The organism is Mycolicibacterium komossense (assembly GCF_025822605.1).
Lineage (GTDB): Bacteria > Actinomycetota > Actinomycetes > Mycobacteriales > Mycobacteriaceae > Mycobacterium > Mycobacterium komossense.
This window is the reverse complement of sequence record NZ_JACKTY010000047.1, coordinates 121,090-147,133: the sequence shown is the minus strand read 5'-3', so window position 1 is coordinate 147,133 and position 26,044 is coordinate 121,090. Positions and strand designations below refer to the sequence as shown.

Below are 26,044 nucleotides of genomic sequence, written 5' to 3'. Positions count from 1 at the left end.
TATGACGGGGCCCAGGCGTAAGCCGGCCCAGGCCGCACCCCGTAATCAGGTGAAGAAGTCCGGTTCCGGCCCTCCGGCGCGGAAACCGGAGCCGAAACCCGCTACCCGAACGGCGCGGAAACCACCGGTAGCCGATTCGGGTGGCGCGACGCCCGTGAATCCGTGGAACGCGCTCTGGGCCATGCTGGTCGGCTTCTTCATGATCCTGGTCGACTCGACGATCGTGTCGGTGGCCAATCCGACGATTATGGTCAAGCTGCAGACCGACTACGACGCGATCATCTGGGTGACCAGTGCGTATCTGTTGGCGTACGCGGTTCCGCTGCTGGTGGCCGGTCGACTCGGCGACCGCTACGGACCGAAGAACCTCTACATCGTCGGGTTGGCGGTGTTCACTTTGGCATCGCTGTGGTGCGGCTTGTCCGGTTCGATCGAGACCCTGATCGCGGCCCGCGTCGTCCAGGGCATCGGCGCCGCGTTGCTCACTCCGCAGACCCTGTCGACGATCACCCGGATCTTCCCGCCCGAGCGCCGTGGCGTCGCGATGAGTGTCTGGGGAGCTACTGCCGGTGTCGCGACGTTGGTCGGGCCGCTGGCCGGCGGCGTGCTCGTCGACCATCTCGGCTGGCAGTGGATCTTCTTCGTCAACGTGCCGATCGGTGTCATCGGGCTCGGGTTGGCCGTCTGGCTGATCCCGGTCCTGCCGACCAACAAACACCACTTCGACTGGCTGGGCGTGGTGCTGTCGGGGATCGCCATGTTCCTGGTGGTGTTCGGTCTACAGGAAGGCCAGTCGCACGGCTGGGCGCTGTGGATCTGGGCGCTGATCGTCGGCGGTGTCGTGGTGATGGCGGGGTTCGTCTACTGGCAGGCCGTCAACAAGCGTGAGCCGCTGATTCCGTTGCGGATCTTCCGCGACCGCAATTTCACCCTGGCGAACATCGGGACCGCGGTCATCGGGTTCGCGATCGTCGCGTTGATCGTGCCGCTGATGTTCTACGCCCAGGCGGTGTGCGGGCTCACCCCCACGCAGTCGGCGTTGCTGACCGCACCGATGGCCATCGCCAGCGGTGTGCCGGCGCCGTTTGTCGGCAAATTGGTCGACCGGGCGCACCCCCGGCCCATCATCGGCTTCGGCTTCTCGATTCTTGCCATCGCGTTGACGTGGCTGTCGATCGAGATGACGCCGACGACGCCGATCTGGCGGCTGGTTCTTCCGCTGGCGGCGACAGGCCTGGGAATGGCGTTTATTTTCGCGCCGCTGGCGGCGACCGCCACCCGCCATCTGCCATCGCAGCTGGCAGGGGCCGGCTCCGGGGTCTTCAACGCCACCAGGCAGGTCGGGTCGGTACTGGGCAGCGCCGGGATGGCGGCATTCATGACATCGCGGATCAGTGCCGAAATGCCCGGCGGCCAGTCCAGGCCCTCGGGCGAAGGTTCGATCGAGCAACTGCCCCCGTTTCTGCACCAACCGTTCTCGGCAGCCCTGTCCCAGTCGATGCTGCTGCCGGCGTTCATCGCCCTCTTCGGGATCATCGCGGCGCTCTTCCTCTTGGGCTTCGACAAGAAACCTGTCAAAGTCACTCCCGCCCGCGCGGTGAACCGGTCGGCACTCACCCGCTTCGACGATGACAGCACCGAGATCATCCCGATCGTGCGCGACGAGATGTCCACTGACAGCCCTTTCTGGCGCAGCGACGGCGAGCGACCTGCCGAGGAATTCGTGGACGGCCACGTCGAGGATGTCGACTATGGCAGCGGCTATGACTATGACGACGACTATGACGACGACGGCTATGTCGAATTCGCCATCGTCGGTGAGTCGGGGCCCGAATCGGTGCTCGACGTCGAAGTCGTGGACGATCCCGAGCCGGATATGCCCTTCGGCGATGGTGACACCGCGCCGCTGCCGACCCGCGCCGAACACCCGCGGCCGGCCCCCGCGGAGGCCTGGCACAGTGCGCCGGTCGAGGCCTGGCATTCCCTGCTCGATGACGACGACAACGCCACCGGCGCCGGGCAACGCCCACCGGTGGTAGAGCCGATCGGATTCGCACACAACGGGTTTCACGTGGATGAACCGGAAGCCTTGCGCCCGGTTCCTGATCCGGCGCCCGATGCCGCAGTGGACGGCTTCGCGCGCCTGGCCAACAGCATCGACACCTGGTCGGATAGCTTCGCGGATCTCTTTGAGCGACAACGGGAGTACGGGGGAGGGGAGTTCCGCTCGGAGGCCCGCGCGCCCCGGCACGAACTACCTGACGCACCGTCGCCCGAGGCCGGTAGACGGGCCAGGCACTATCGGGAAGATCCCGACGATGCCCCCAGCGGGCGGCATTCGTCGTCGGGACACGATTAGCCTGACGGCACCATCGCGGTATCGGACAGCGACAGGAACGCGCCGAGGTCGATCAGGCCGTTCGGGGTGCTGGGCAGGTATTCGGTCAGCAACGGTGATCGCACGATGACGGCGGCATACTTCGCCCGGCTGGCGGCGACATTGAGTCGATTCCTGTTGAGTAGGAACGATATTCCACGCGGGACATCGTCGGCGGAGGACGCGGTCATCGAAATGAAGACCACCGACGCCTGTTGGCCCTGGAACTTGTCCACGGTCCCAGCCGCAACGGCGGCCAGGCCGGCCGCGTCGAGATGCTGCCGCAGCGTCACGACCTGTGCGTTGTAGGGCGTGACCACCATGACGTCGCTGGCATCGAGGCGCCGGGTGCCGTTCTCGTCGGTCCAGTCCAGCCTCAGAAGCCGCTCGATTTCGGTGACGATTGCGCCGGCCTCCTCCGGGCTGTCGGTCGAGTTTCCGTTGTGCGGCACTGTCATCACGTGCACACCCGCCGGATAGCCGTGGACGCGGCGCGCCGCAGTGACCTCCTCGTGAGAGAGCAGACGGTTGTCGTAGGACAGCCGCGAGACTGCCGCGCATACTGCCGGGTGCATGCGGTAGGAGCGCTCCAAGAAGTAGCCGAGTTGTGGCGGCAGGGTGTGGGCGCCGTCGACCAGCCAGCCCAGCGCCGAGGTGTCGACCGGCTCCGGGTGGGTGCCTTGGCTGACCTGAGGCAACTGCTGCGGATCGCCCAGCAGCAACAGGTTACGGGCCGCGGGCGCCACCGCGATGGTGTTGGCCAGGCTGTACTGGCCGGCCTCTTCGATGACCAGTAGGTCGAGCGCCAGCCGCGGAATCTTGTTGGCGTTGGCGAAGTCCCACCCGGTGCCGCCGACCACGCAGCCGTCATGGTCAGTGATGAAGCCGGCGAACCCGGCGTTGTCGACATCGGTCCAGCCGGCGTTGACGGTGTTGAGCTTCTTGGCGATGCGCTGGCCGTCGACGCCGGCCTTGAGGACATCGCAGAACAGGTTTTCGACCACGGCGTGTGATTGCGCCACCACACCGATCCGCCAGTGGTGTTCGTTGACGAGTTTCTCGATGACCTTGGCCGAGGTGAAGGTCTTACCGGTGCCCGGCGGGCCGTGCACGGCGACGTAGGACGAATCAAGAGCCAGCAGCGCCTCGGTGATGTCGGTGGCAACAACCCCGCTTCGGGGCAGCGGGCCCGGCGTGGTCAGCCGTGGCGGGCGGCGTAACAGGATGTCGGTCACCGCATCGACGGGCAGCTTCGGCAGCTCGGTGGCGACGGCGGCGGCAGTATCGGCAATGGATTCCTGCAGCGGCCTGGTGTTGATCGGCGGCCCCGGTGTCAGGGCGAACGGCAACTGGTCGAAAACCCCTTCTGCGGATTGCTTCTCGACGATCACGATCTCGGTGGGCGCCTCGGGGTTGTCGTAGTCGCTGACCGTTACCGAACCGAACGCTCGGCGGTCCGGGTCCTCGGCGAGAACGGCGGGCGCGGGCGGATCGTACAGCGCGTACATCTCCCTGGACAGGTCACCGTTGGCGAGCTCACCGGTCAGCCGGACGTGGCGCTGCAGCTTTCTGGCCCGGGGTGGCTGATGCCAGTCGTTGATGACCTCGGCCCGCTCGGCGATGAAAACGTCACTGTTGTCCGCCCATTCGTCAACCGGGTTGTTGATCCGGTCGAAGTGGCTCCACCAGAACGGTTTGTCCTCCCGTTTGTGGAACCCCCGGGCTGCAGCGATCAGCGCGACCGCGGACTGTTCGGCGGTGCGCTGCTCCACGCCGTCGCCGGCGAACTTCAGCAGTGTGCGATCGAGCTGGTCGCTGGTGTCGGCTACCTCGTCGCCGGTGCCTGCACGCAGGACCTGCGGACCGCGCGGCGGCACACCACATTCAATGGCGCGGGCCATCAGCCAGTCCCGCAGGCGGCGCGTCGAGCGGCAGTCGTACCGGTTGTAGTCCTCGATCTCCTTGAGCACGTCGGCCGCCTCATCGAGTTCTCCGCCGTCGCGCAGGGCGCAGTACCGAGCGTACTGGGTGATCGAGTCGGTCGCGGTGGTCACTTCGCCGCTGCGCAATTCGTTGCCCATGTAGAGCGGCTCCAGCGATTTGATGCTGTAGTTCGGGGCGCCCACTCGAATGCTCTTGCGCACCAACGGATAGAGGTCGACCAGGGTGCCGTTGCGAAGCATGTCGTCGACGTCTTTTTCGCCCACCCCGTAGCGGCCGGCCAGCCGTAGCAGGGTGCTCTTCTCGTAGGCGGCGTAGTGATAGACGTGCATACCGGGGTAGCGCTTGAGCCGCTTGCGGACCATGTTCAGGAAATCGGCCAGTGCCTGTCGCTCGCTGGCGCGGTCGTGCGCCCAGAACGGGTGGAACTCGTCGGTAGCCGCCGGGGAGCCGGCATTTCCGGTCAGAGCCAGCACGCCCCAGAGATACTCCAGACCCCACTCTCGGCCGTCGAGCGTCCACAGCGGGTCGCCCTCGAAGTCGAAGAACAGATCGCCCTTGTTCGGTTCCGGCAGCACCATCAACGGTTGCGGGGCGATCACCTCATACGGCGGTTTGCCGTCCTCTCGGTCGGCGACCTGCAGGCGCGCCTGCGCGCTCAGTGCGGTCACCGTCCGAGTGGACAGTTCCGCGACGCCGCCGCTGTAGTCGGCGAGCTCATGCACCGTGGTGATACCCGCGTCGATCAACCGGGCCCGTTGGGTCACCCGCATACCGGCGACCAGCACCAGGTCATCGTGTTCGCGGACGTTGGCGGTGCATTCCGGGCAGCGGAAGCACGCTCGAACGCCCTCGTCCTCCCAGCGCACTGCAGCTTTGCCTGCGTGGTGCTCATCGAGCAGACGCTGCAGTGCGGCGCGGCGCGGAAGATAGGCGGGGATCAGCTCGTCGAGTCGGTAGCGCGCGACGGTGCCGTTACCGAAGATCAGCTCGGCATCGGCCGCGACGGGGATGCCTGCTTCGGTCAGCGCCTGGGCATAGGCGGCGAGCTGCAGCAGCGCCTCCACCTTCGCGGACCGGGCGAGCTTGGTGTCGACGACCCGGTAGCGGCCGTCCTCAAGGATCAGGAAATCGGCGAATCCGGCGAACCGGCCGTCGAACATCGCGGCCTGGTAGATGGCCGGTGCGCCGTCGCGCACCGCCCGCATGGTCTGCTGGGCGGCCGCGCTCAGCCCGGCGTCGGTGTACGGCGGCCTGCCGATGGTGGTGATGTCGCCGCCGAGCTGTGCATGTAGGTCGGCGAGCGCGCGGCTTTCGTGTTCGTCGCCGAGCGCGGCGGTGCGGGTCAGCAGTTCGTCTTCGGCGGACGCCGCCGGACCGCGACCCAGTTTGGCGTCGAAGGCCCGCAGGAGGGCGTATTCACAGCGGGCGGCCGCGGCAAGATCGGACGCGCTGTAGATCACGTTGCCGGTCCCCGTCACGAACACAGCAGCCACTGTAGGGCGCCCGTCCGACAGGGCGGACCCTGCCGAACTGGGTGTCTGTGATCAGCCGGGCGTGTTGGCGATCAGCTCAACCCCGTTGCCGTTCCAGTGAAACTTGACCACGCTGTCCAGGCCGATGCCGCTGGAGTACTTCAGAGCGATGGTGTCACCGGTGCTCTGGGAGGTATCGATCCCGTTGAACCCGAAGGTGTCCGGCACCCCGGACGGGATGTACTTGCCGAGGTGGAACAGGACGGCACGGGTGTTGGGGTTGTCGGCGTTGGTGTTGGCCCTGATGATGACCGCTGACAGCGGCGCGCACTCGTTGTAGTTGCCCGCGATCGGTTCGGGGCTCCAGCCCTGCTGGCTGCGTGGATCGCGGGGGAGGTCGGACACGGCCTTGGCGATCGCAGGGGCGGTGAGGTTGACGGCGCACGGGTCGGGTGCCGGTGGCTCGGTGGGCGCGGGAGCCGGGGGAGGCGCTGCTTCGGCGGTTGGCGACGGGGTCGCGGCCGGGCTCAGGGCAGCGGGCGTACTGGCCTCCGGTGTTTTGGAGACCGTCGAATCGCCCGAGCCGCACGCCGCGAGGCCGACCACCACTGCCAGCGCACCAGTGGCACCGGTCACCCGCCGAGCGGTCATCGCGAACACACCGGGCAGGCTACCGGTATTGAATGGATGCGCTGGTCAGGCATAGCCGGGTTCGGGGATTAGACTGTGGCGGCTATGACTTCTCCCGATTCGGACCAACCCGACACCGCGACGCCGCCCGAAGTGACGTTCGCCGACCTGAACATCCATCCTCAGGTGCTGCAGGCTGTCTCCGATCTGGGCTACGAGTCCCCGTCGGCGATCCAGGCGGCCACCATCCCGGCCCTGATGGCGGGCTCCGACGTCGTCGGACTCGCGCAGACCGGAACGGGTAAGACCGCCGCGTTCGCCATCCCGATCCTGTCCAAGATCGACACCACCAGCAAAGCCACTCAGGCGCTGGTGCTGGCGCCCACCCGGGAGCTGGCATTGCAGGTCGCCGAGGCGTTCGGCCGCTACGGCGCCAAGCTGCCGCGGATCAACGTGTTGCCGATCTACGGCGGGCAGTCCTATGTCGTGCAGCTGGCCGGTCTCAAACGCGGCGCGCAGATCGTCGTCGGCACCCCGGGTCGCGTCATCGACCACCTCGAACGGGGCACGCTCGATCTGACGCGGCTGGACTATCTGGTGCTCGACGAGGCCGACGAGATGCTGCAGATGGGCTTCGCGGAGGATGTCGAACGCATCCTGCGCGACACCCCGGAGTACAAGCAGGTCGCGTTGTTCTCCGCGACCATGCCCGGCGCGATCCGCAAGATCACCACGAAATACCTGCACGACGCCGTCGAAGTGGCGGTGGAGTCGAAAACCGCTACGGCGGAGAACATCACACAGAGCTATATCCAAGTCGCTGGTCCCCGCAAGATGGATGCGCTGACGCGGTTCCTCGAAGTCGAAGAGTTCGAGGCGATGATCGTGTTCGTCCGGACCAAGCAGGCCACCGAAGACGTGGCCGAACGGCTGCGGTCGCGCGGTTTCTCCGCGGCCGCCATCAACGGCGATATCAACCAGTCCATGCGTGAGCGCACCATCGCCTCGCTCAAGGACGGGTCGATCGACATCCTCGTCGCCACCGACGTCGCCGCCCGCGGTCTGGACGTCGAGCGCATCTCCCATGTGCTGAACTACGACATCCCGCATGACACCGAGTCCTATGTGCACCGCATCGGCCGAACCGGTCGAGCGGGTCGGTCCGGCAAGGCGCTGCTGTTCGTCTCGCCGCGGGAACGTCACATGCTCAAGGCAATTGAGAAGGCCACACGGCTGAAGCTCACCGAGGCACAGCTACCGAGCGTCGATGATGTCAACGCCCAGCGGGTCTCGAAGTTTCGCGACTCGATCACCGATGCGCTCGGAGCGCCGGGTGTTGAGCTGTTCCGCCGGATGATCGAGGACTACGAGCGCGAGAACGACGTACCGTTGGTCGATATCGCCGCCGCGCTCGCGGCACAGTCCCGCGATGGCGAAGCGTTCCTGATGGCGCCGGAACCGCCGCCGCACCAACGCAGCTTCGAAGACCGGGGTGACCGGCCCGATCGGCCGGAGCGCCCAACGCGGCGCCCGGGTGAGGGCTTCGCCACCTACCGCATCGATGTGGGGAAGCGGCACAAGGTGATGCCGGGCGCCATCGTCGGTGCCATCGCCAACGAAGGCGGCCTGCATCGCAGCGATTTCGGGCACATCACCATCCGGCCCGACCACTCGCTGGTCGAGCTGCCGGAGAAGCTGTCGCCACAGACCATCAAATCCCTTGAGAAGACCCGCATTCAGGGCATCCTGATCAACTTGCAGCTCGACGGTTCGCCGGCCCGCCCGCAGTTCCAACGGGGCACCAAGCCGGGAAAGAAGCCGAAGAAGCCCTACACCAAGTAAATGACGCTGGCCAAGGCGGAGGATGCCCAGGGCGGACTCGAGCAGGTGTCCGCCAAGGACCGTGTCAGCTCGCTCACCGGGGTCCGCGCGGTGGCCGCAACGCTCGTCGTCGCCACCCACGCCGCGTACACCACCGGTAAGTACACCCACGGGTACATCGGACTTCTCTACTCGCGCTTGGAGATCGGCGTGCCGATGTTCTTCGTGCTCTCGGGCTTTCTGCTCTTTCGGCCGTGGGTGCAGGCCGCCGCCACCGGCAGGCCCGCGCCGTCGGTCCGCCGCTACGCTTGGCACCGCTTCCGCCGCATCATGCCCCCGTATGTCGTGACGGTGCTGGCGTGTTACGTGATCTATCACTTCCGGATCGCGGAGCCCAATCCCGGGCATACCTGGATCGGGCTCCTGCGCAATATCACGCTGACGCAGATCTACACCGACAACTACATGTACTCCTTTATCCACCAAGGGCTTACGCAGATGTGGAGCCTGGCTGTCGAGGCGTCGTTCTATGTGGCGCTGCCGCTGCTGGCCTATGTGCTGCTGGTGGTGTTGTGCCGTCGGCGCTGGCGGCCGCTGCTGCTGCTCGCCGGGATGGCCGCGCTCGCCCTGATCACGCCCGCCTGGATTGTGTTGGTGCACTGGACCTCGTGGCTGCCCGACGGTGCGCGGTTGTGGTTGCCGACGTATCTGCTGTGGTTTCTCGGCGGGATGCTGCTGGCGGTGCTGCAGGCGATGGGCGTCCGCGGCTACGCCCTGGTCACGCTCCCGGTGGCGTTGGTCAGTTACTTCATCGTGTCGACACCGCTGGCCGGTGAGCCGACCACCTCGCCCTATGCCGCCTCGGAGGCGTTGGTGAAGGCGGGGTTCTATGCGTTCATCGCCACCCTGCTGATCGCGCCCCTGGCCCTGGGGGACCACGGTTGGTACGCGCGATTGCTCGCGACCCGGCCGATGGTGTGGCTCGGCGAGATCTCCTACGAGATTTTCCTGATCCATCTGGTGGTGATGGAGATCGCGATGATTAAGGTCTTGCACCAACCGGTGTACACCGGTTCGGCCGGGGCGTTGTTCGTCGCGACGATGGTGCTCACCGTGCCGTTGGCGTGGCTGCTGCACCGGTTCACGAGAGTCCGCCCTTCGTAGGCTGGTTAGGGTAACCTAACTTTTATGACCGAACAGAAACCGTCCCGCGGATTACCGGGTGCGCTGGTCAAGTTGTGGCGTGGTGGTGACTACGCGCTGACTGTCACCGGCCGCACCGAGATCGGCCCGCACTACCTGCGGCTGCACTTCGACTCCGGAAGGCTACTGACCGAGCGTCACGTGCATCCGACAATGTGGGTACGCGGTTGGTTCCCCGATGGCAATACTGCCCACCAGCGCGGCTACACGCTGGTCAATCCCGACGCCGCCGCACGCACCGTCGACATCGACTTCGCCATCCACGACGGCATCGCCGCGAGGTGGGCGACCAACGCGCAGCCGGGCGACATCCTCGACGTCACGGTGCTCGGCAGTAGTTTTTCTCTGCCGACGCCCGACCCCGTCGGCTACGTCATCGTCGGCGACACCGCGTCCCTACCTGCGATCAACACGTTGCTGGCGGCCATCGGTGACGCCCCGGCCCGGGTGTTCCTGGAGGCGGCGCACGACGACGACCGGCACTTGCCGGTCGCGCGGGACGCCGGGATCGTCTGGGTGGACCGCAAAAACGACGGCGAATCCCTCGTCGAGGCGGTTCGCTCGGCGGCTTTCGACGCACCCGATCACTTCGGCTGGGTGGCGTCCGACAACCGGACCACCCGCGCCATCGCCAAGGTGCTGCGCGAGGATTTCGCGATCCCGCGCAAAGCCATCAAGGCGCAGGCCTATTGGGTGGCGTAGGCGCGAGCGCCGAACCCATCGCTCAACGAGTGACAGGATCTGCGCCGACGTCGGCCAGCCGAACCAAGTCATCGCTGGTCGGGGCGCCCTCCCAATCACCGTCATTCGTGCATGCCCAAGCCCCGCATGAGATCGCGGTCTGCAGACAGCTAGACAGTGGCGAGGAGCGGGCCGCGGCGACGAGCCACCCGGCGACGAAGGCGTCGCCGGCACCGACGGTATCGACGACGGGCACGGTCAGGGCGCTCGCCGATTCGAACCTTCCGTCGGCGCTGCCCGCGATCGCGCCGTTTGCTCCGCGTTTGAGCACGGCGCACTGCGCTCCAAAACCCAGCAGTCCCCCCAGGGCGGCTCCCGGTTCGGACTCGCCGGTGACCAGTTCGGCCTCGCCTTCACCGGCGAAGACGATGTCGGCTCGGCTCAGCAGATCGCGGTAGGCCGGGGCGGCCTCGCCGGGGTCCCGCCACAGTGTTTGACGGTGATTGACGTCGAAAGAGACCAGGGTGCCGGTCGCGCGGGCACGGTCGATGGCGGCGTGGATCGTTGCCCTCGGTTGTTCGCCGAGCGCAGCAGAGATGCCGGTTACGTGCAGGATGCTGGCACTCTCGATGACATCGGGTGGAAGATCGGCGGGATTGAGATGGCTGCCAGCTTGATCCCGCCGGTAGTAGGTGATGTGGCTGGTCCTGGGTTGCGGATGCTGTTTGAGCATCAGCGATGTCGCGTGGTCGGCATCGTGGACGGCGTAGGGCGCGACGTTCTCGGCGCGCAGCTCCCGCACGATGAGTTCGCCGATGGCGTCGGCGCCCAGGCGCCCTATCCATGCCGCGCGACCGCCCAGACGCGCGATGCCGATCGCGACGTTGCTCTCGGCGCCTCCGAAGCCGAGGCGGGTTGCCGCTCCGTTGTGCAGACGCCCAGGGCGTTCCACGGTGAGTAACCCCAGGCTTTCGCCGACGGTGACGACGTCGAAGCGCCGGATGTCGTCGCTCTCGTTGTCACGTTCCTCATCACCGGGCATCGGCAAAAGTGGGGTTGGTGCCGTAGCGGCCAAGAGCGGCGCTGTCGAGCTCAACGCCCAATCCCGGGCCTGCGGGCACCGCGAGCATGCCGTCGGCACCCAAGGCCCAGCCGCCGCTGACGAGACCGTCGATGTAGGCCGAGCCGGTCTTGTACTCGACAAGGTCTGTCCCTGACAGAGCCGAAGCCAGCTGCAGGTCCGCGGCCAACCCGATAGCGGTGTTCCAGCCGTGCGGAATGAGCCGGACCCCGTGGTCCTGCGCGGCCCAGCCGATTCGGCGAGACTCGCTCAGACCGCCACCCTTGGTGGTGTCCGGTTGCACGATGTCGAAGGCGCCGGCCCGCAGGTACGGTGCAAAGGACTGCCTGCGGGTCAGGACCTCCCCGCCGCTGATCGGTACCTTCGAGTACGCCCGCAACCGAGAGAAGCCGTCGACGTCATCGGGTGGCAGAGCCTCTTCAAACCATGCGACGTCATAGTCGGCCAGCATGTCGGCGGTGCGTTTCGCCCACGACAAATCGCCGGGGAAGAACGCCTCCGAACCTCCTGCGTCGACCGCCAACAGATGCTCACCGACGGCCTTGCGCGCGGCCGCGACCGTGCGCTCGTCGGTGGCACGGTCGACGCGCCCGAACTTCCACCACCCGATCTTGAATGCGGTGAATCCGGCATCGACGAGGAGGGTGAGGTTGTCGGTCATCGTCGGCTCTTCGTCCATCAGCACCGATGCGTATGGGCGCACGCGTTCGCGGTGCCGTCCGCCCAGAAGTCTTCCTGCCGGTTGTCCCAGCGCTTGGCCGGCCACGTCCCACAAGGCGATGTCGAGGGCGCTGGTGGCGTGTGTCAAGGCGCCGCCGCGTCCCATCCAAAATGCGCTCTGGTGCAGCGTTTCGGTGATCCGCTCCACCTCGAGAGCGTTCTCGCCGATCAGTTGTGGGCGCAGCAGATCAAGGGCGGCGTCCACGAGTGCCTGTGAGGTGAATGCGCTTCCCACACCGATCAGCCCGGTGTCAGTGTGGACGGCGACCAGGGTGTGTACGACGTCATCGGGCTTGAGTTCGTTGGACCAGCCGCCCTCCGGTGTGGCTCCCCGCAATCCGCAAGTCTCGATACGGACGATGTTCACTACGATGTGCTCCTTCGAAGGGTTGTCGATGTGTTCAGTTGTGTTGCGTTAGTTGACGTCCCGGCCGGTGCGGGGTGCGGACTGCGTCGCTGACGACTGGGGTGCCGTTGACCCAGACGTGGCGAGCTGCGTCGGCGTATCCCTGCGGCACTTTCCAGGTGTCTGTTCGGTCGAGGATGGCCGGATCGAACACCACGACGTCGGCGTGAGCGCCGACGACGAGACGCCCGCGCCCGCGAATACCGAAGTGCTCGGCAACCATTCCGGTCATTTTGTGTACGGACTCTTCCAGACTGAGGGTGCCTGCGGGAACGTGGTGCGCCAGGTAATGGGTATGTCCGTAGAAAAAGAGCGGGTGGCGCGTGCGAGCGGCGAGCGGGCCGTCGTGGCGGGTGGTGAACGCATCGACACCGAGCAGGAAGTGATCGTGGCCCACCGCCTCGGCGACATGCTCGGCGGTGAACAGTTCGCCCATGAGCTGTACGCCACCGAGATCGGCACCTGCGGCGGCCAAGACGTCGAAGAGGCAGTCCCATTCGTCTTGACCCTGCTGACATGCGATCTCGGGAAAGGTCAGCCCCTGCCAGTGCGGGTGGGTGGCGCTCACCCCGAGCCGGACTCGATCCCACTGTCCCGCATGTACGAACCGCCAGTATCTGTCGCTGTCCTGGCGGACGCGCTGCCGAATCTCGGGATCGTTCAACAGCGCGGCGGCCTCGGCGGCAGGCCGGTCAGCCAGCCAGTCCGGCAGCAGTCCCGCCGCCAACCCGATGCCATGCGGGTAGGGGGTCATATCGGCCAAGACGTCGGTCCCGCTGCGGCGCTGTTTCATCACGTCTTCGACCGCGCGCTCCCACGCACCGGGTTGCGCGCCGGTGTTGTGGCGCACGTTGAGGTGCGATAGCTGCGCACGAACCTGCGCGGCGTTGACGATGCTGAAGAACTCGTCGACCGCGGCACCGAGACCGTGGTCGCGGTTGCGAATATGACTGGCATACATGCCATGTCGCCGGCCGACGACGCGGGCCAGCTGCGCGAGTTCCTCGGTACGGGAGAATCGGCCAGATCCGTACTCCAAACCGCTGGACAGTCCGATCGCCCCGGCGTCCATCGCCTCTTCGAGCAGGCGGATGCGTTCGCGTTCTTCGTCGATTCCCGCGCTTTCCGCGCGGCCGTGGGCCGCGGCCCGGATGGCCGTATGACCGACGAACCACATGAGATTCTGCGCCGTGCCGGCCGAATGCACTCGGGTGAGCAGGTCTGGGAAGCTCCGCCAGTCCACGGGGCCCTCGTACCCCATCGAACGCAGTGAGGCGCATGCGCCGGCGACGTCGTGCTCACTGAGCGGTGCGTAGGTCACGCCACAGTTGCCGACGACCTCGGTTGTCACTCCTTGGTGGATGGTGCTCATCGCGTCGGCGTTGCCCAGTACTGACCAGTCGCTGTGACTGTGTGGGTCGATCAGCCCGGGAGTGACGATCATGTCGCGACAGTCCAGCGTCTGCCGAGCGGTCACGTCATCGGACAGGCCGATGTAGGCGATGCGATCCCCTGAGAGACCGACATCGCAGCGCCGCCGCTGGCTTCCGGTGCCATCGACGATCTCGCCGCCCACAAGCAGGGTGTCCACAGCGAACACCTCAGAGCACCTTGCTGAGGAAGGTGCGGGTTCGGTCCTGTTTCGGATCGCTGAATACCTCGACGGGAGAGCCGATCTCGATGATCGTGCCGGCATCCATGTACACGACGCGATCGGCGACCTCACGGGCGAATCCCATCTCGTGTGTGACGACGACCATCGTCATTCCATCGGCGGCCAGACCCTTCATCACGGCAAGTACTTCGCCGACGATCTCGGGATCGAGCGCCGACGTCGGTTCGTCGAACAACATGATCGCCGGATCCATCGCCAGGGCTCGTGCGATCGCCACTCGCTGCGCTTGACCGCCGGAGAGGGAATCGGGATACACCTTTGCCTTCTCGGTGAGCCCTACCCGATCAAGCAGATCGCGGGCGCGGTCTTCGGCTTCCTGTTTGGGGCGGTGCAGCACTCGGCGCGGAGCAAGAGTGATGTTGTCGATAACGGTCATGTGGGGAAAGAGGTTGAAGTGTTGAAACACCATGCCGACCTCGCGGCGGACCGTGGCCAGATCAGCTGAGGTCTCGTTCGCTGTCAAGGTGTGGCCATTGACTACCACGGTTCCCGCCGACGGTCGCTCCAAGCCGTTGATGCAACGCAGCAGTGTGCTCTTGCCGGATCCCGAGGCGCCAATGATGCAGACCACTTCTCCCTCGGAGACGGTCCATGAAACACCATGCAAGACTTCGGTTTTACCGAAGCTCAGGCGTAGGTCTGTGACAGCCACAATTGGTTTGTTCATTGAGATTTTGCTCCTGTGGTCAGGGCGAGTGCATCGGTGATCTCGGGGGGCGCAGCGTGTATGCCAAGGCGTTGCTCGTACCAGCGTGCTGCCGTCGACAGCGCGAAACAGATCACGAAGTAGAACAGGCCGACGATCAGATAGGTCAGGATTGGATCGGCGGTGAGCGAGCTGACGACGTTGCCGGCGCGTGTCAGTTCGACAAGCCCGATCACGGCAACCAGCGAGCTGTCTTTGATCAGTACGACGAGAAACCCGACGCCCGGGGGAATGATGATGCGCGCCGCCTGTGGTACCACGACCCAGCGCATCTGTTGCGCGTACGACATGCCCAGCGCCTGGGCTGCCTCGAACTGGCCGCGGGGCACGGCCTGAATGCTGCCGCGGACCAGTTCGGCGATGTACGCGGCGGCGAAGACGGATAACGCAATTACGGCTGCCCAGTACTCGGGCAGACTGCTGCCGGGATTGAGCAGGGGCAGACCGAAGTAGACGAAGAAGATGACGAGCAGCACTGGTATGCCGCGGATCAACGCGACGTAGATTGCCGCGATCCAACGTAGCAGCTTTACCGGTCCGGTGCTCATCAGACCGATTGCCGTCCCGCCGATCCCGCCGAAAAGAACTGACAGTAAACAGATCTGGACCGTGACGACAGCGCCCCGCCAGATGAGGGACAGGTGATCGGCATTGAGTTCCTGGAACATCACGCCACCTTCCACTTGATGAAGCGCGTTTCGATCAGCCGGGACAGCGCGGCCATGATGAACGCAACAGAGAAGTAGAGCAGTCCGCCGACAGTGAAGGCCTCGATGGTGCGGAACGTGGTCGAGGTGATGCCCATCATGACGTGCGTGAGGTCTGGTACGGCCACCACAGAGGTGATCGACGAAGCAAGGAACAACAGAATGGTCTGATTAGTGATGGCGGGCAGTACATTTCGTAGAGCTGGTGGTAGCAGTACTCGCCAGAAGGTGTCCCGACTGCTGATGCCGAGGGCGGCGGCGGCTTCGGTGAGGCCGTTGGGCACGGACCGAAAACCCGCCCGATAGATTTCGGCCATGTACCCAGAATTGTTGATACTGAGTGCAATCACTCCAGCCGTGATCGGATTGAAATTGATTCCAACCTGCGGCAGCGCAAAATAGATGAGATACAACTGCAGCAGTAGAGGTGTGTTTCGGATGATTTCGATGTATCCCGCGGCCATCCACCGCAAGGGGCGCCAGGAGACTTGCCGGGCTGCGTAGACGAGAATGCCCAGGGTTGCGCCGATGAGTGTGGCGGCGGCGCTGATGACCACGCTGATGCCCAGACCGCGCAAGAGTGCACTGGTGTACGGGAGGAGATCGCCGTAGTAGAGCTGCATAGGGTATCCGAGGCGTTCTTCGACGGTGCTCCTGTCTACTTGATCAGGTCGGGGAGGTCCATCCCGAGCCACTTTTGGTAAGAATCGTTGGCGGGCTGGCTGATGTTGTAGTTCATGATGAAGTTGTTCAGGTAATTCAGCCAGATCTGGTCGCCCATCTTGGCGCCGAACGAGACCAACGACGGTGCCAGTGCGGGCGCGTCGAGGACGCGGACCGCGTCGCCCTGGCTCTTACGGATGTCGGCAACCACGGAGGTGCTTTCCATCAAGGCGTCGACCTTTCCGCTTCGAAGGGCTTGGATGGAGTCGGCGACGGCTTCGAACAGGGTTGCCTTCGCCTCGGGGAACTGGGCGGCCAAGATCGTCGCCGGGACGCTGCCGCGTGTTGCGGCCACGGTGCGCCCGGCCAGATCGGCGTAGCTGCGAATCGGGCTGTCGGTCGGCACAACAACCAGTTGGCCTTCGGTGGCGTATGGACGCGTGAGGGCCACCACCTGGGCTCGCTCATCGAGATTGGTCAGCGCAGCGATGACGACATCGACCTTCCCGGTTTCGAGCATGGGGATGCGGCTGGCGTTGGTGGTGCCGACGAAGTCGACTTCGGCATTGAGGGATTTGGCCAGGGCCTTAGCCCGATCGATGTCGAATCCCTCGTATTGGCCGGTGCTGGTCATGACGCCGTAGGGCGGCGCGTCGGCGAAGACTCCGATGGTGATCTTCTTGGTGCTCAGGATCTTTGTCAGCGTGCTCGGCTGTCCGTCGTTCGTACCGGCCTGGTTTGACGATGTACACGCGGCCGTCACGGCCAGCGCGAGGGTGGCCAGTACGGCAACCAGGAGTCGCGTTGTCCTTGTCATGGTGCTCCTTTTCGCTGGGAACTGTTGGTATCGAATGTTGTTGACCGGTGCCGGGCTGTTCGTGGCCTCGGCGTTCAGTGAATGGGGAACGCGATCGTCGTCATCAGCGCATTCTCGGCTTGCCGGGAATCCAGTCGGGTCTGCTGCACGACGACCGGTCGGTCACTGGTCACCACGCAGGAGAAGTCGGCGTCAACGGGCATCGGCTCGGGATCACACAGGTCGTTGAACCGTTGGTGGTGGGTGCGGCGAGCGGCCACGCGCAGACGGTAGGGCCCGGCCGGTTCGCGGTCTTTGAAGTAGATGGTGAGCTCCACGGCGGCGTCGGAATCTCCGGTGTTGAGAATGCAAACGGTGTCGTGACTGGTCATCGCCGGTTCGGGTCCTGTGCTGGTGGGCGGGATGTAACCGTCGACGAGGACCCAGGTGGTGACTCCATGAGACATAGAGGTGTTTCCCTTCTAGAAAGTGTTGGCGCTCTTGGCCATAAGGCCGCCATCGCACATCAGGTGTGAGCCGGTGACGTAGGACGAATGTGGGGACAGCAGCCAGTGGATGGCGTGCGCGATTTCACGAGGGTCGGCGAGCCGCCGCAGCGGTATTTGCTCGCGCGCCGCAGCGCTGATGGCAGCGCGCTTGCCTGGTAGGTCCGCAGGGGAGACACCCGCGTACAGCAGGTCGGTGTCGGTGCTGCCGGGGACTACGGCGTTGACACGGATGCCGTGGTCGGCATAGTCCAGTGCCAGAGCCCGCGTCATGGCCGACACACCGCCCTTGGAGGCTGCATACGCGGAGTTCCCGCCGCCGGCGAAACCCACCAGCGCTGCCGGTGAGGACACCAAGACGATGGACCGCCCCGCGTCCACCCCGCTCGTCGCATCGCCCACCATCGCTGCGAGCGTGTACTTACAGACCAGGAACGCCCCGGTGAGATTCACATCGAGAGTACGTTGCCAGTCAACCAGATTCAGCTGATGTGCTGGCGCGTTGATCTCGATTCCGGCGCTCGCCACCAGGCCTGTCGGGGGCCCGAGACGTTCTACGCTGGCGGCGATGGATTCGTCGATCTGTGTCTCGACACTCACGTCGCAGCTGATCGACAGTACGTCGCCGGCACCGCGTTCGCGTGCCTCGCGAGCAACCGGCTCGATAGCCTGGCGATGGAGATCGATCAGGGTCAGCCCCATGCCGTACTCGGCACACAGCAGCGCGGTTGCCCGACCAATGCCCGCGGCGGCGCCGGTGATGATCAGGTTGCTGCGCATGGTCATACGTCCGTCCCGCGGTCAGTCAGTGGAAGTTCGGTGGTCATTTCCTCGAGTTCGCGGCCGGCGGTTTCGCGGACTCCCAGATACACGACCACGCCGGACAGCACGGCGAAGATCGCATACAGGCTGTAGCTGAAGGGAAGTGAAATCTCCCGCAACGTCGGGAAGGTGAGATTCACGGCGATGCCGGCTACCCAGTTGGCGGCTGCTGACACTGAAAGTGCGGCGGCACGAATGTTATTGGGGAACATTTCACCCAAGAGCACCCAGACTGCCGGACCCCACGACGCCGCAAAGAACACCACGAAGACGTTGGCGGCGATCAGGGTGGTGACGCCCCAGGGTGACGGGAGAGCGAGATGACCGTCTCCGTTGAGAACCGCTCGGCTGAATCCGATCGCGACGACCACGAGGCTGACGGCCATCCCCGCTGACCCGACGAGCAACAGGCGGCGTCGTCCCACCCGGTCGATCAGCAGAATCGCCACGACGGTCGCTACGACGTTGACCACAGACGACGCTACCGAGAGGGAGAACGCCGCCGATTCGCCGAACCCGACGCTGTTCCACAGCGAGGTGGAGTAGTAGAAGATCACGTCGATGCCGACCAGGGCCTGGCACGCTGCGATCCCGACACCCACCCACACCAGTGGCAGAAGGCCCGTTCGCGAGCTCAGCACATCACGGAATCGAGGTTTGGCATCCGCGGACAGGGTCGCGGCGATCCGGCTCACCTGTTCGGACGCGGCTGACGGTGCGCTCGCGAACAAACGTTGGATCGTCTGACTCGCCGCCTCCAGTTTTCCCGTGGCGACCAGATGACGTGGTGATTCGGGAATCGCCAAGGCGAAAAGACCATATAGGGCGGCGGGAACAACGCCCGCGAGGAACATCCACCGCCATGCGGGGAGTCCGAGCAAGGTGGCTGCGTCTGCACCGTTGAGCAGGTCGGCGATCATCGCCGACCACAGCAGCGCGGTGAATATCCCTAGGACAATTGCCATTTGCTGCAGCGAGGACAAGACTCCGCGTCGCGCGGCGGGGGCGATCTCGGAGATGTACAGCGGTGCGAGCACCGACGCCATGCCGACCGCGATCCCCGTCGCCAGGCGCCATCCCACCAATGCGCCGGGAGACGACGACAAGGCGCAGCCGACGCTTGATGCGCAGAAGACCGCAGCGGAAATCAGCATGGCGGGGCGGCGACCGAGTCGATCGGCGATCCAGCCCGCCGTCGCCGCTCCGCCTGCTGCACCACCAAGGGTGACGGCGACGACGGCGCCGAGCATGGCGCTGCTGAGGTCGAACGTCTTCGTGATTGCGTCGACCGCGCCATTGATGATCGCCGTGTCGAAGCCGAACAAGAAACCACCGACGGCGGCGGCAACCGAGATCAGCACCACGCGTCGTGGCAGGTGGGTCGGCTCGCCTACGCCGGCTGGCGAGGTGTGTACAACGGGGGCCACTTCGGGCATGGGCTCGCCTCCGAATTGTCAACAACGTGTGGCGTGGACCATATAGTTGATTGTCAACAATTGTCAATCACACGAAGGAGGCTCTACGGGCGAGGAATTCAGCTACCTGGCAGGTCGTGTACATGCGCCGTCAAAGCGGCGACGGCTGCCGAGACGTCGCGACGGCGCAGGACTTCCAGGAGGTGAGCGTGTTGGTCGACGATGTCGTGTGCCGAGGCATGACGGCGTGCATCGCGACGGAAATAGGCCCACACCCGCGGCTGGATCACGCTCCAGAGCTGTGGCGAATGCTCGTGGCCCGATGAGTCGATAAGGATTTGGTGAAACTGCACGTCGAGATCTGCCAGCAGGTCCAAGCTGCCGCGGTTAGCGGCGTCCGCCATCAGCTCGACGATGGATGCCAGGCGGTCAAAGACCGTGTCAGACATGTTTTCGAGGCCGTGGGTGATGGCGAATTTCTCTAGTGTCAAACGGATCGGTACCAGGATGTCGTGGACCTCTTCGTCAGTGACCCCCAGAACCTCGGTACCGCGGTACGGGTAGGAGACGACGAGGCCTTCCTGTTCGAGCTGCCGAAGCGCTTCGCGTATCGGTCCACGGCTGGTCCCCAGTTGGTCGGCCAGATCGCTTTCCACCAATTTGTCCCGCGGCCTGAGTCGGCCGGCGACGATTTCCTGGCGAAGAATCTGCGCGACGCGATGCCTTCGCGAGTCGTTCTTCAACGATGCACGAATCTCGGTCACGTACCCACCTCTCTACTGGGCGTTCAGTCTACAGTGCACGATTGCTGACAATTGACGAAAGTCTGGAGGGAGCGTGCCACGTGGCCTGAGACGGGCTAGATCGTCACGGCGTAGAGCCGATGCGTTCCGCCGAAGCCCTTCAGCTCGACCTCCCGGCCCGTATCGAAATCCTGGCTGCCGCCCACCGCAGTGCGTACCGATTCGCTGACCAGGATCTCGCCGCCGTCGGCCTGGCCGGCGACCCGGGCGGCCATCGCCACGTTGCGGCCGAACACGTCGTCGCCGCGCAGCACGGACTTGCCCAGATGGATGCCGATCCGCACGCGAATACTGCTGTGCCGCCACCGTTTTGCATCGCGTTCTAGCGCGCGCTGCACCGCCACCGCACAGCTCACCGCGGCCGTCGGATCGGCGAAGGCCACCATGAACCCGTCGCCCTGGCTCTTGACGACATGGCCGTCGTGCGCCCTGACCAGGCGCCGCACCAGCCGGTCGTGGCTGTCGATGAGCTTGACCCACGCCCGGTCGCCGAGGCGTTCGTTGAGCGCGGTGGACTCCTCGATGTCGGAGAACATCACCACCAACTTGCCGTCAGGGGCCAGCCGGGCCAAGTCCGGGCGCTCGACGTCGGCCCAGTCAGCGAGCTCCTCGATCGAGGACCGCACCGCGCCACCGAAGCCCTGGGTGCGCACCAGGTTGGCGGTCTGCCACACGGTCTTGACCGCCTCACGACCGCCCGTCCACAGCATGGTGCGGGTGTCGAGGCGCCCCCGCATCTCCTTCGCTTCTTGCTGGCTGGCCCGCAGGCGTGCGCGCAGCACGACCAGCGCGACGGCCTCGGCCACGGCAAGCACCGCCGGTACTGCCGCCGCGATCGTCCAACCCACTTCTGCACCGCCTTTCGGTCGCGGATCCTGAACTGATGATGCCTCCCTACCACGAGAGCAGATTCATCCGTGCCAACCACCCGGATTGGGCGCAGGCGTTCTGGCTGCGCCGGACGCTGCGGTTACCGGCCCGGGGGCCGGCCGGTGGCTGACGCGTGGGAGGTGGCGGTGCGTTCGGTGCCGGCCGCTCGGTATCGCTCCAACTCTGCGCCGGATGACTGCCGAATCATTCTGTCCAGCAACGGTCTTGAGGCATCAGAGCCGCCTCGTTCCTCGGCGGCTCGTCGACTCGACCATCGGCACCAGGAACTCTTCGACCATCGCCCGCTCGTCCTCGGCATCACGACCCGGGAAGAGCAACAGCGAGGTCAGCACCCGCACCAACCAGCGGGCCTTGCGATCGACGGCGGCCGGATCACCGTGCGGCTCAAGGGATACCACGAAAGCTGCACCCATCGCCTTGATCACGTCGGACTGGTCGGCGATCTCGGCCCCGATCGGTGCGTCGCCGGTAGCGAACCACGATTTCAGTGCCGGACTCTGCCGCACCAGCTCGAGTGAGGTCAGGAACCCGGCGATCAACCGCTCGCGTGAATCGCTGATAGTGCCGATCCGCTCCAACAGTCGGTGGTGCAGCGCGTAGGCCTCGCGGTGGACGTAGGCGGTGTGCAACGCCTCCCGGTTCTCGAAATACCGGTACAACGTGGCCCGGGAACACCCGGCCGCCTTGGCGATCTCGTGCATGCCGATCGAGCCGGGACGGTGCTCGGCGAATAGTTCGCCGGCTGCGTCGAGGATCCGCTCGGCGGCGACTTCTCCGCGTCGTGATCCGAGCCAGTCGTTACCTGCCATCAGGATCCCACCGAAAAGGGAACCGAAAGCGGCCGTCGGACGTAACTGCCCCCGGCCCAGACGATCCCGGCCTCGTCGATATCGAACTCGGGGCATCGGGCGAGCAGTTCGGTCAGCGTGACCCGGGACTGCATTCGCGCCGCTGCCGCGCCGAGGCAGTGGTGGGCGCCGAGACTGAACGTGAGAATGTTGCGCGGCTTACGGGTGACGTCGAGCTCGCCGGCGTCGGGACCGTATTGACGTTCGTCGCGGTTGCCCGACCCGTACAGCAGTAGTGCGCGCCTGCCTGCCGCGATGGTGGTGTCACCGATGGTGACATCGCGGGTCACGGTTCGGGCCAGCCCCTGCACGGGTGAGGTGATGCGCAGGAATTCGTCGACGGAATCCCTTATCAGATCTGGGTTTTCGGCTAACAGTCGGCGTTGGTCCGGCCGTTGGTGTAGATGTTGGACCGAACCGCCGAGCATCCCGGTGGTGGTGTCGTTGCCACCGGTGACCATCGTGAAAGTGAAGGCCAGTACCGATAACGTGCCCGCGATATCGCCGTCGGCGCCGACGCCGGCGGCCACCAGGTGCGATACGGTGTCGTCGGCCGGTTCGACACGCCGGCGTTCGATCAATGCGCTGAAGTAGCCCATCATCTCGCCGAGCGCCTCCCCGAGGGTGCTCAGCGCGCCCGCCACGCCGCCCTCGGCGGTGTTCGCCGCGACGATCGCTTCGGTCCAACCGTCGAACTGCGCGCGATCCTGCTCGGGCACACCGAGATAATGCGCGACGACCATCGACGGCAGCGGTTTGAACAATTCGGCTACGATGTCGCCTCCGCCATTGGCGCGCAGCCTTTCGATGCGTTCGACGACGAACTCACGCACCTTGGGCTCGACGGACTCCACCTGGCGCGGCGTGAAGCCCCGCGAGACGAGCTTGCGGAATTCGGTGTGCACCGGCGGATCCTGCATCACCATTGGCGGGTTATCCTGCAGCCCAATCATTTCGAGCTCGCCATAGTTGACGGTCAGGCCTTCTGCTGAGGAGAAGGTCTGGTGGTCACGCGCGGCGGTGAAGATGTCGGCGTGCTGGGACAGGACGTAGTAGTCGTTCTCGGGTGCCTCGTCGGGGACGACGTGATGCACAGGATCGTGGTCGCGCAGCGCCTGGTACATCGGCCATGGCTCGGCCCAGGTATCGGCCGTGGCCAGCCGGAACATCGCGGGCACTGAATGAGACACAATAGCTGCCATGTCTTATTGATACGACACGTGGGTATATCTGTCAACCAATAGTGTAAGTTCTCAAAGTAGATGACATGTTTCTCACAGGAATGGCATATGCGGGGCATTTGTGCCATCAAGTTGAGAAAGCCGTTAGCTGAGCTAGCGTAATTTTTGGTTGGGTGCCGCCGTTTTGGCGTGAACAGTGGCCCGAGGTGGCATGCTGAATGGGCGCTAGCTGCGTGGTGTGACGATGTTGAATGTTGTCCGGGTTGATGTGGAGTCCGCGGTCGTTGCTTTTCGGCCCACGGCCGGGGAACCACGGTCTGTTCCGGCTCGAGATGCGGAGTCAACGGCCTTGTTTCGGGCGGCGCCGTGGCGGACGTTTCGTTCATACCTCGGTCAGCGCCATTACTCCGGTACGTATTGGGCTGCGACGACGCGTGACCACGTCGTCTACGAGTCTCGTCTAGAACTTGCCAATCTGGTGCTGGCTGATTTCAATCCGGGCGTGAGAAACATTGTGGCTCAGCCGTTCCTGCTCACGGCCACCGTTGATGATCAGAAGCGCCGGCACATCCCGGACTATTTTTGGGACAGCGTGGCAGGTGTGGTCGTGGTGGATGTGGTGCGTAGCGAGCGAATGACCGATCCGCGTATCGCCACGTTGTGCCGGTGGACGAGGGTCGTTATGGAGTCGATCGGCTGGTCCTACGTGGTAGTGAATGAGCCTGATTTTATATGCCGAGCATGGACCCTGACTCGGTCCATTGGTTGCGCGTTATGGTGCCCATCATCTTGATGGCGAACGCCGACTTGGACAGCCAGCTCGAACGACTAGACGAATTCTCGCTGCCGCTCTTGCCGACCACCACCCGGGACGTGCGGACTGACCCGGCCAGGACAGCCCAACTTTTTCTCAGTCAACTCCCCTCGGATTTCCGGTGCGTCGCAGGTCCCCAGGTTGACCTTGCCGACGTCGAGACGCAGAGGCACGCTCCCGAGTGGAAAGCAGCTTTAGAGAGGCTCGACATCAACAACCGGTCGGTCGCAGTCCTGGAGGTGGGGCACTATCTTGACGTCGCCCACCCAGACAGCGACCTCGAGACCAGTCTGAAGCCCTGGCGGGCCGCGGTGGACAACTCCTACGAAATGGAGGGGTTCGAGACGAATTTGGGCCCGGTCGTTGGACCTCTTGTGCATCTCGCCCTTGAGCTAGGCGATGCCCAGGAACGACTCCCGGGGTGGGCGAGTGACGTAGGCGAAGACTGGTGCCACTATTTCCTCATAGCCGGCGCACGAGAGCTTCGCCAGGCCAATCAACAGGGTGCCCGCTATATCCACGCCTACTAGTTCTCATTTTGGTTGGCGGAATTCTCACAGTGATGGCGGACGAGTGGCGGACCTGCCATAACGATGAGAATCCATTTAGCTTAACTAGGAAGTCCCGGAAGCGATTTCGGCGGTTTCGCTTACGGCACAAAACCAGTGCCGCGATGTCGCCGTTGCTTCACCAGGCGTCCCGCGGCGGCAGCGGCGAAGCCGGCGACCTCATCGACGGCGTCCTCGCCAGCGGCCAACGTGCGATCTCCGTACACGACTACGCGACTACACGCTCAAGTAGAAGAACTGCCTGACCGCGTCTTTGCGCTACTCACCCGACGAGCGACGGCACCGACCGCCGTAAGGCGGATTACCAGGCCTGGCAGACCGAAATACAAGAATACTGGCGTAGCGTCGAGGGAGCCCGCGAGCAACGCCTCAGTCAAGGCCGAGACCGCAACTCAGATTATGGAACCGAAGTCTGATCAGATTGTGCTGCGAAACCGCGGAATCACGTCGAGACGAACGACTGGAAATACTCCAAATGGCTTCCAGCGAAGGCAGACCAGGTTAGCCGCCGGATACGGAGCTGCATCGGCCGCAGGATAGTTGATGTAGTGTCACTGCACTCACTCGTGCATCGCGATATTGACTTTGCACGGCGTTGTGTCGTTTGAGTTGCACTCATGTTCGCGTGTTAGCCTTGTCGGTGACATGACTACTCGAATCGGCGGCGGATGAGCCAGGAAAGCGAGCCCAGGCGTTCTCGGCGCGAGGAGTACGCCGAGCAAACTCGCCGGGACGTGGTAGACGCAGCCAGGACGCTGTTCGCTAAACGTGGATACTTCTCCACCACCGTGAACGACATCGCTGAGCTCGGCCGAGTTTCAGCCGGCACCGTCTACCAACAGTGTGGTGGCAAACAAGGTTTGCTGCAGACGCTGCTGGACATGTGGACCACCGATCCGCTGATTGCTGAGAGTATGTCCGCCGTCGACGAAGCGACGACGCTCGACGAGGGGCTGCGGATACTGACCGACGCATACCTGCTCATGTATCAACTGTTCGATGACATCGCACAGGTGGTTTTCGTCACCGCTCTACACGACGACGACGCCGCGGCTTCACTCGAGGCGGCAAACGCCCGCCAACGCACGGCGTTGCATTACTTCGCCCAGAAAGTGTTCGAACTGGGCGACTTCTCGAAGTCATTCACCCCGGATGACTTCGCCGACCTCGCCATGTACTTCTACGGCGCCCAAAGTGGCTTTCACTTCACCGTTTCGGTGCTCGGCTGGCCGGTGGAACGCGCCAAGAAGTGGCTCTTCGAACAATTCACTCGAAGCCTGTCAGCAGTAGCATCATCACCGCTTTGACAGTTT

General features: G+C 64.6%; 23 protein-coding genes. 7 read left to right on the top strand and 16 right to left on the bottom strand.

Going from position 1 to position 26,044, the window contains the following annotated elements; genetic code table 11:
• Nucleotides 1-181 precede the first annotated feature (181 nt).
• Nucleotides 182-2,359 carry an MFS transporter gene (locus H7J73_RS28235; RefSeq protein ID WP_264071204.1) on the top strand — a complete coding sequence of 726 codons (2,178 nt, stop codon included), beginning with the start codon at nucleotides 182-184 and terminating at the stop codon, nucleotides 2,357-2,359.
• Here H7J73_RS28235 and H7J73_RS28230 read toward each other — a convergent pair.
• Together H7J73_RS28230 and H7J73_RS28225 are read right to left on the bottom strand one after the other, a co-directional pair.
• Entirely contained in the window at nucleotides 2,356-5,805 is a 3,450-nt protein-coding gene (locus H7J73_RS28230; RefSeq protein ID WP_264071117.1) for a TM0106 family RecB-like putative nuclease, read from the bottom strand. The two genes, H7J73_RS28235 and H7J73_RS28230, sit on opposite strands and share 4 nt — an antisense overlap.
• A gap of 60 nt (nucleotides 5,806-5,865) precedes the next feature.
• Nucleotides 5,866-6,444 (bottom strand): LppP/LprE family lipoprotein, encoded by a 579-nt coding sequence (locus tag H7J73_RS28225; protein ID WP_264071203.1) that lies wholly within the window; start codon nucleotides 6,442-6,444, stop codon nucleotides 5,866-5,868.
• A gap of 84 nt (nucleotides 6,445-6,528) precedes the next feature.
• Between H7J73_RS28225 and H7J73_RS28220 the strand changes: the two genes are divergently transcribed.
• Genes H7J73_RS28220 through H7J73_RS28210 form a run of 3 tightly spaced genes read left to right on the top strand, consistent with a single transcriptional unit; the run spans nucleotide 6,529 to nucleotide 10,149 of the window.
• Nucleotides 6,529-8,265 (top strand): DEAD/DEAH box helicase, encoded by a 1,737-nt coding sequence (locus H7J73_RS28220; protein ID WP_264071116.1) that lies wholly within the window; start codon nucleotides 6,529-6,531, stop codon nucleotides 8,263-8,265.
• On the top strand, nucleotides 8,266-9,408 hold the full coding sequence (locus tag H7J73_RS28215) for an acyltransferase family protein (protein ID WP_264071115.1): 1,143 nt from the start codon (nucleotides 8,266-8,268) through the stop codon (nucleotides 9,406-9,408).
• A gap of 24 nt (nucleotides 9,409-9,432) precedes the next feature.
• On the top strand, nucleotides 9,433-10,149 hold the full coding sequence (locus H7J73_RS28210) for a siderophore-interacting protein (RefSeq protein WP_264071114.1): 717 nt from the start codon (nucleotides 9,433-9,435) through the stop codon (nucleotides 10,147-10,149).
• Nucleotides 10,150-10,171: 22 nt separating this feature from the next.
• Here H7J73_RS28210 and H7J73_RS28205 read toward each other — a convergent pair whose 3' ends face one another.
• The 14 genes from H7J73_RS28205 to H7J73_RS28140 form a co-directional block, all read right to left on the bottom strand.
• Nucleotides 10,172-11,170 (bottom strand): sugar kinase, encoded by a 999-nt coding sequence (locus H7J73_RS28205; protein ID WP_264071113.1) that lies wholly within the window; start codon nucleotides 11,168-11,170, stop codon nucleotides 10,172-10,174.
• Nucleotides 11,160-12,296, bottom strand: coding sequence for a mandelate racemase/muconate lactonizing enzyme family protein (locus H7J73_RS28200; RefSeq protein WP_264071112.1), 1,137 nt, complete (start codon nucleotides 12,294-12,296; stop codon nucleotides 11,160-11,162). Before H7J73_RS28200 ends, H7J73_RS28205 begins: the two co-directional genes overlap by 11 nt.
• 34 nt (nucleotides 12,297-12,330) lie before the next feature.
• Complete coding sequence (locus tag H7J73_RS28195; RefSeq protein WP_308207449.1) at nucleotides 12,331-13,926, bottom strand: N-acyl-D-amino-acid deacylase family protein; 1,596 nt, start codon at nucleotides 13,924-13,926, stop codon at nucleotides 12,331-12,333.
• Nucleotides 13,927-13,936: 10 nt separating this feature from the next.
• On the bottom strand, nucleotides 13,937-14,677 hold the full coding sequence (locus H7J73_RS28190; protein WP_264071110.1) for an amino acid ABC transporter ATP-binding protein: 741 nt from the start codon (nucleotides 14,675-14,677) through the stop codon (nucleotides 13,937-13,939).
• A complete protein-coding gene (locus tag H7J73_RS28185) occupies nucleotides 14,674-15,384 on the bottom strand; it encodes an amino acid ABC transporter permease (RefSeq protein ID WP_264071109.1) in 711 nt (236 codons plus the stop codon). Before H7J73_RS28185 ends, H7J73_RS28190 begins: the two co-directional genes overlap by 4 nt.
• Nucleotides 15,384-16,046: an amino acid ABC transporter permease gene (locus H7J73_RS28180; RefSeq protein ID WP_264071108.1), complete on the bottom strand. Its 663-nt coding sequence runs from the start codon at nucleotides 16,044-16,046 to the stop codon at nucleotides 15,384-15,386. The genes H7J73_RS28185 and H7J73_RS28180 overlap by 1 nt, the downstream gene beginning before the upstream one ends.
• Before the next feature lie 35 nt (nucleotides 16,047-16,081).
• Complete coding sequence (locus H7J73_RS28175) at nucleotides 16,082-16,903, bottom strand: transporter substrate-binding domain-containing protein (RefSeq protein WP_264071107.1); 822 nt, start codon at nucleotides 16,901-16,903, stop codon at nucleotides 16,082-16,084.
• 74 nt (nucleotides 16,904-16,977) lie between these two features.
• Nucleotides 16,978-17,349: a sensory rhodopsin transducer gene (locus tag H7J73_RS28170; protein ID WP_264071106.1), complete on the bottom strand. Its 372-nt coding sequence runs from the start codon at nucleotides 17,347-17,349 to the stop codon at nucleotides 16,978-16,980.
• Nucleotides 17,350-17,364: 15 nt separating this feature from the next.
• Nucleotides 17,365-18,174 (bottom strand): SDR family NAD(P)-dependent oxidoreductase, encoded by an 810-nt coding sequence (locus H7J73_RS28165; RefSeq protein ID WP_264071104.1) that lies wholly within the window; start codon nucleotides 18,172-18,174, stop codon nucleotides 17,365-17,367.
• Nucleotides 18,171-19,646, bottom strand: a complete 1,476-nt coding sequence (locus H7J73_RS28160; protein ID WP_264071102.1) for a sugar porter family MFS transporter — start codon at nucleotides 19,644-19,646, stop codon at nucleotides 18,171-18,173. Before H7J73_RS28160 ends, H7J73_RS28165 begins: the two co-directional genes overlap by 4 nt.
• Before the next feature lie 98 nt (nucleotides 19,647-19,744).
• Complete coding sequence (locus tag H7J73_RS28155) at nucleotides 19,745-20,389, bottom strand: GntR family transcriptional regulator (protein WP_264071101.1); 645 nt, start codon at nucleotides 20,387-20,389, stop codon at nucleotides 19,745-19,747.
• A gap of 95 nt (nucleotides 20,390-20,484) precedes the next feature.
• Nucleotides 20,485-21,276, bottom strand: coding sequence for an adenylate/guanylate cyclase domain-containing protein (locus H7J73_RS28150; RefSeq protein ID WP_264071100.1), 792 nt, complete (start codon nucleotides 21,274-21,276; stop codon nucleotides 20,485-20,487).
• A gap of 255 nt (nucleotides 21,277-21,531) precedes the next feature.
• Nucleotides 21,532-22,128, bottom strand: a complete 597-nt coding sequence (locus tag H7J73_RS28145) for a TetR/AcrR family transcriptional regulator (RefSeq protein WP_264071099.1) — start codon at nucleotides 22,126-22,128, stop codon at nucleotides 21,532-21,534.
• Nucleotides 22,128-23,369: a cytochrome P450 gene (locus H7J73_RS28140; RefSeq protein ID WP_264071098.1), complete on the bottom strand. Its 1,242-nt coding sequence runs from the start codon at nucleotides 23,367-23,369 to the stop codon at nucleotides 22,128-22,130. Before H7J73_RS28140 ends, H7J73_RS28145 begins: the two co-directional genes overlap by 1 nt.
• Before the next feature lie 223 nt (nucleotides 23,370-23,592).
• Here H7J73_RS28140 and H7J73_RS28135 point away from each other — a divergent pair, with 223 nt between their 5' ends.
• From H7J73_RS28135 to H7J73_RS28125, 3 genes are all read left to right on the top strand, one after another.
• Entirely contained in the window at nucleotides 23,593-24,141 is a 549-nt protein-coding gene (locus H7J73_RS28135; RefSeq protein WP_264071097.1) for a TnsA-like heteromeric transposase endonuclease subunit, read from the top strand.
• Entirely contained in the window at nucleotides 24,123-24,692 is a 570-nt protein-coding gene (locus H7J73_RS28130; RefSeq protein WP_264071096.1) for a hypothetical protein, read from the top strand. The genes H7J73_RS28135 and H7J73_RS28130 overlap by 19 nt, the downstream gene beginning before the upstream one ends.
• A 707-nt stretch (nucleotides 24,693-25,399) precedes the next feature.
• Entirely contained in the window at nucleotides 25,400-26,038 is a 639-nt protein-coding gene (locus H7J73_RS28125; RefSeq protein WP_264071095.1) for a TetR/AcrR family transcriptional regulator, read from the top strand.
• Nucleotides 26,039-26,044 lie beyond the last annotated feature (6 nt).

Coding starts and splice junctions, on each gene's coding strand:
- H7J73_RS28225 (WP_264071203.1), bottom strand. CDS start 6,444: ATGACCGCTCGGCGGGTGACCGGTGCCACTGGTGCGCTGGCAGTGGTG.
- H7J73_RS28165 (WP_264071104.1), bottom strand. CDS start 18,174: ATGACCATGCGCAGCAACCTGATCATCACCGGCGCCGCCGCGGGCATT.
- H7J73_RS28125 (WP_264071095.1), top strand. CDS start 25,400: ATGAGCCAGGAAAGCGAGCCCAGGCGTTCTCGGCGCGAGGAGTACGCC.
- H7J73_RS28235 (WP_264071204.1), top strand. CDS start 182: ATGCTGGTCGGCTTCTTCATGATCCTGGTCGACTCGACGATCGTGTCG.
- H7J73_RS28205 (WP_264071113.1), bottom strand. CDS start 11,170: ATGCCCGGTGATGAGGAACGTGACAACGAGAGCGACGACATCCGGCGC.
- H7J73_RS28185 (WP_264071109.1), bottom strand. CDS start 15,384: ATGTTCCAGGAACTCAATGCCGATCACCTGTCCCTCATCTGGCGGGGC.
- H7J73_RS28135 (WP_264071097.1), top strand. CDS start 23,593: ATGTTGAATGTTGTCCGGGTTGATGTGGAGTCCGCGGTCGTTGCTTTT.
- H7J73_RS28220 (WP_264071116.1), top strand. CDS start 6,529: ATGACTTCTCCCGATTCGGACCAACCCGACACCGCGACGCCGCCCGAA.
- H7J73_RS28130 (WP_264071096.1), top strand. CDS start 24,123: ATGGTGCCCATCATCTTGATGGCGAACGCCGACTTGGACAGCCAGCTC.
- H7J73_RS28215 (WP_264071115.1), top strand. CDS start 8,266: ATGACGCTGGCCAAGGCGGAGGATGCCCAGGGCGGACTCGAGCAGGTG.
- H7J73_RS28175 (WP_264071107.1), bottom strand. CDS start 16,903: ATGACAAGGACAACGCGACTCCTGGTTGCCGTACTGGCCACCCTCGCG.
- H7J73_RS28190 (WP_264071110.1), bottom strand. CDS start 14,677: ATGAACAAACCAATTGTGGCTGTCACAGACCTACGCCTGAGCTTCGGT.
- H7J73_RS28170 (WP_264071106.1), bottom strand. CDS start 17,349: ATGTCTCATGGAGTCACCACCTGGGTCCTCGTCGACGGTTACATCCCG.
- H7J73_RS28145 (WP_264071099.1), bottom strand. CDS start 22,128: ATGGCAGGTAACGACTGGCTCGGATCACGACGCGGAGAAGTCGCCGCC.
- H7J73_RS28140 (WP_264071098.1), bottom strand. CDS start 23,369: ATGGCAGCTATTGTGTCTCATTCAGTGCCCGCGATGTTCCGGCTGGCC.
- H7J73_RS28160 (WP_264071102.1), bottom strand. CDS start 19,646: ATGCCCGAAGTGGCCCCCGTTGTACACACCTCGCCAGCCGGCGTAGGC.
- H7J73_RS28210 (WP_264071114.1), top strand. CDS start 9,433: ATGACCGAACAGAAACCGTCCCGCGGATTACCGGGTGCGCTGGTCAAG.
- H7J73_RS28180 (WP_264071108.1), bottom strand. CDS start 16,046: ATGCAGCTCTACTACGGCGATCTCCTCCCGTACACCAGTGCACTCTTG.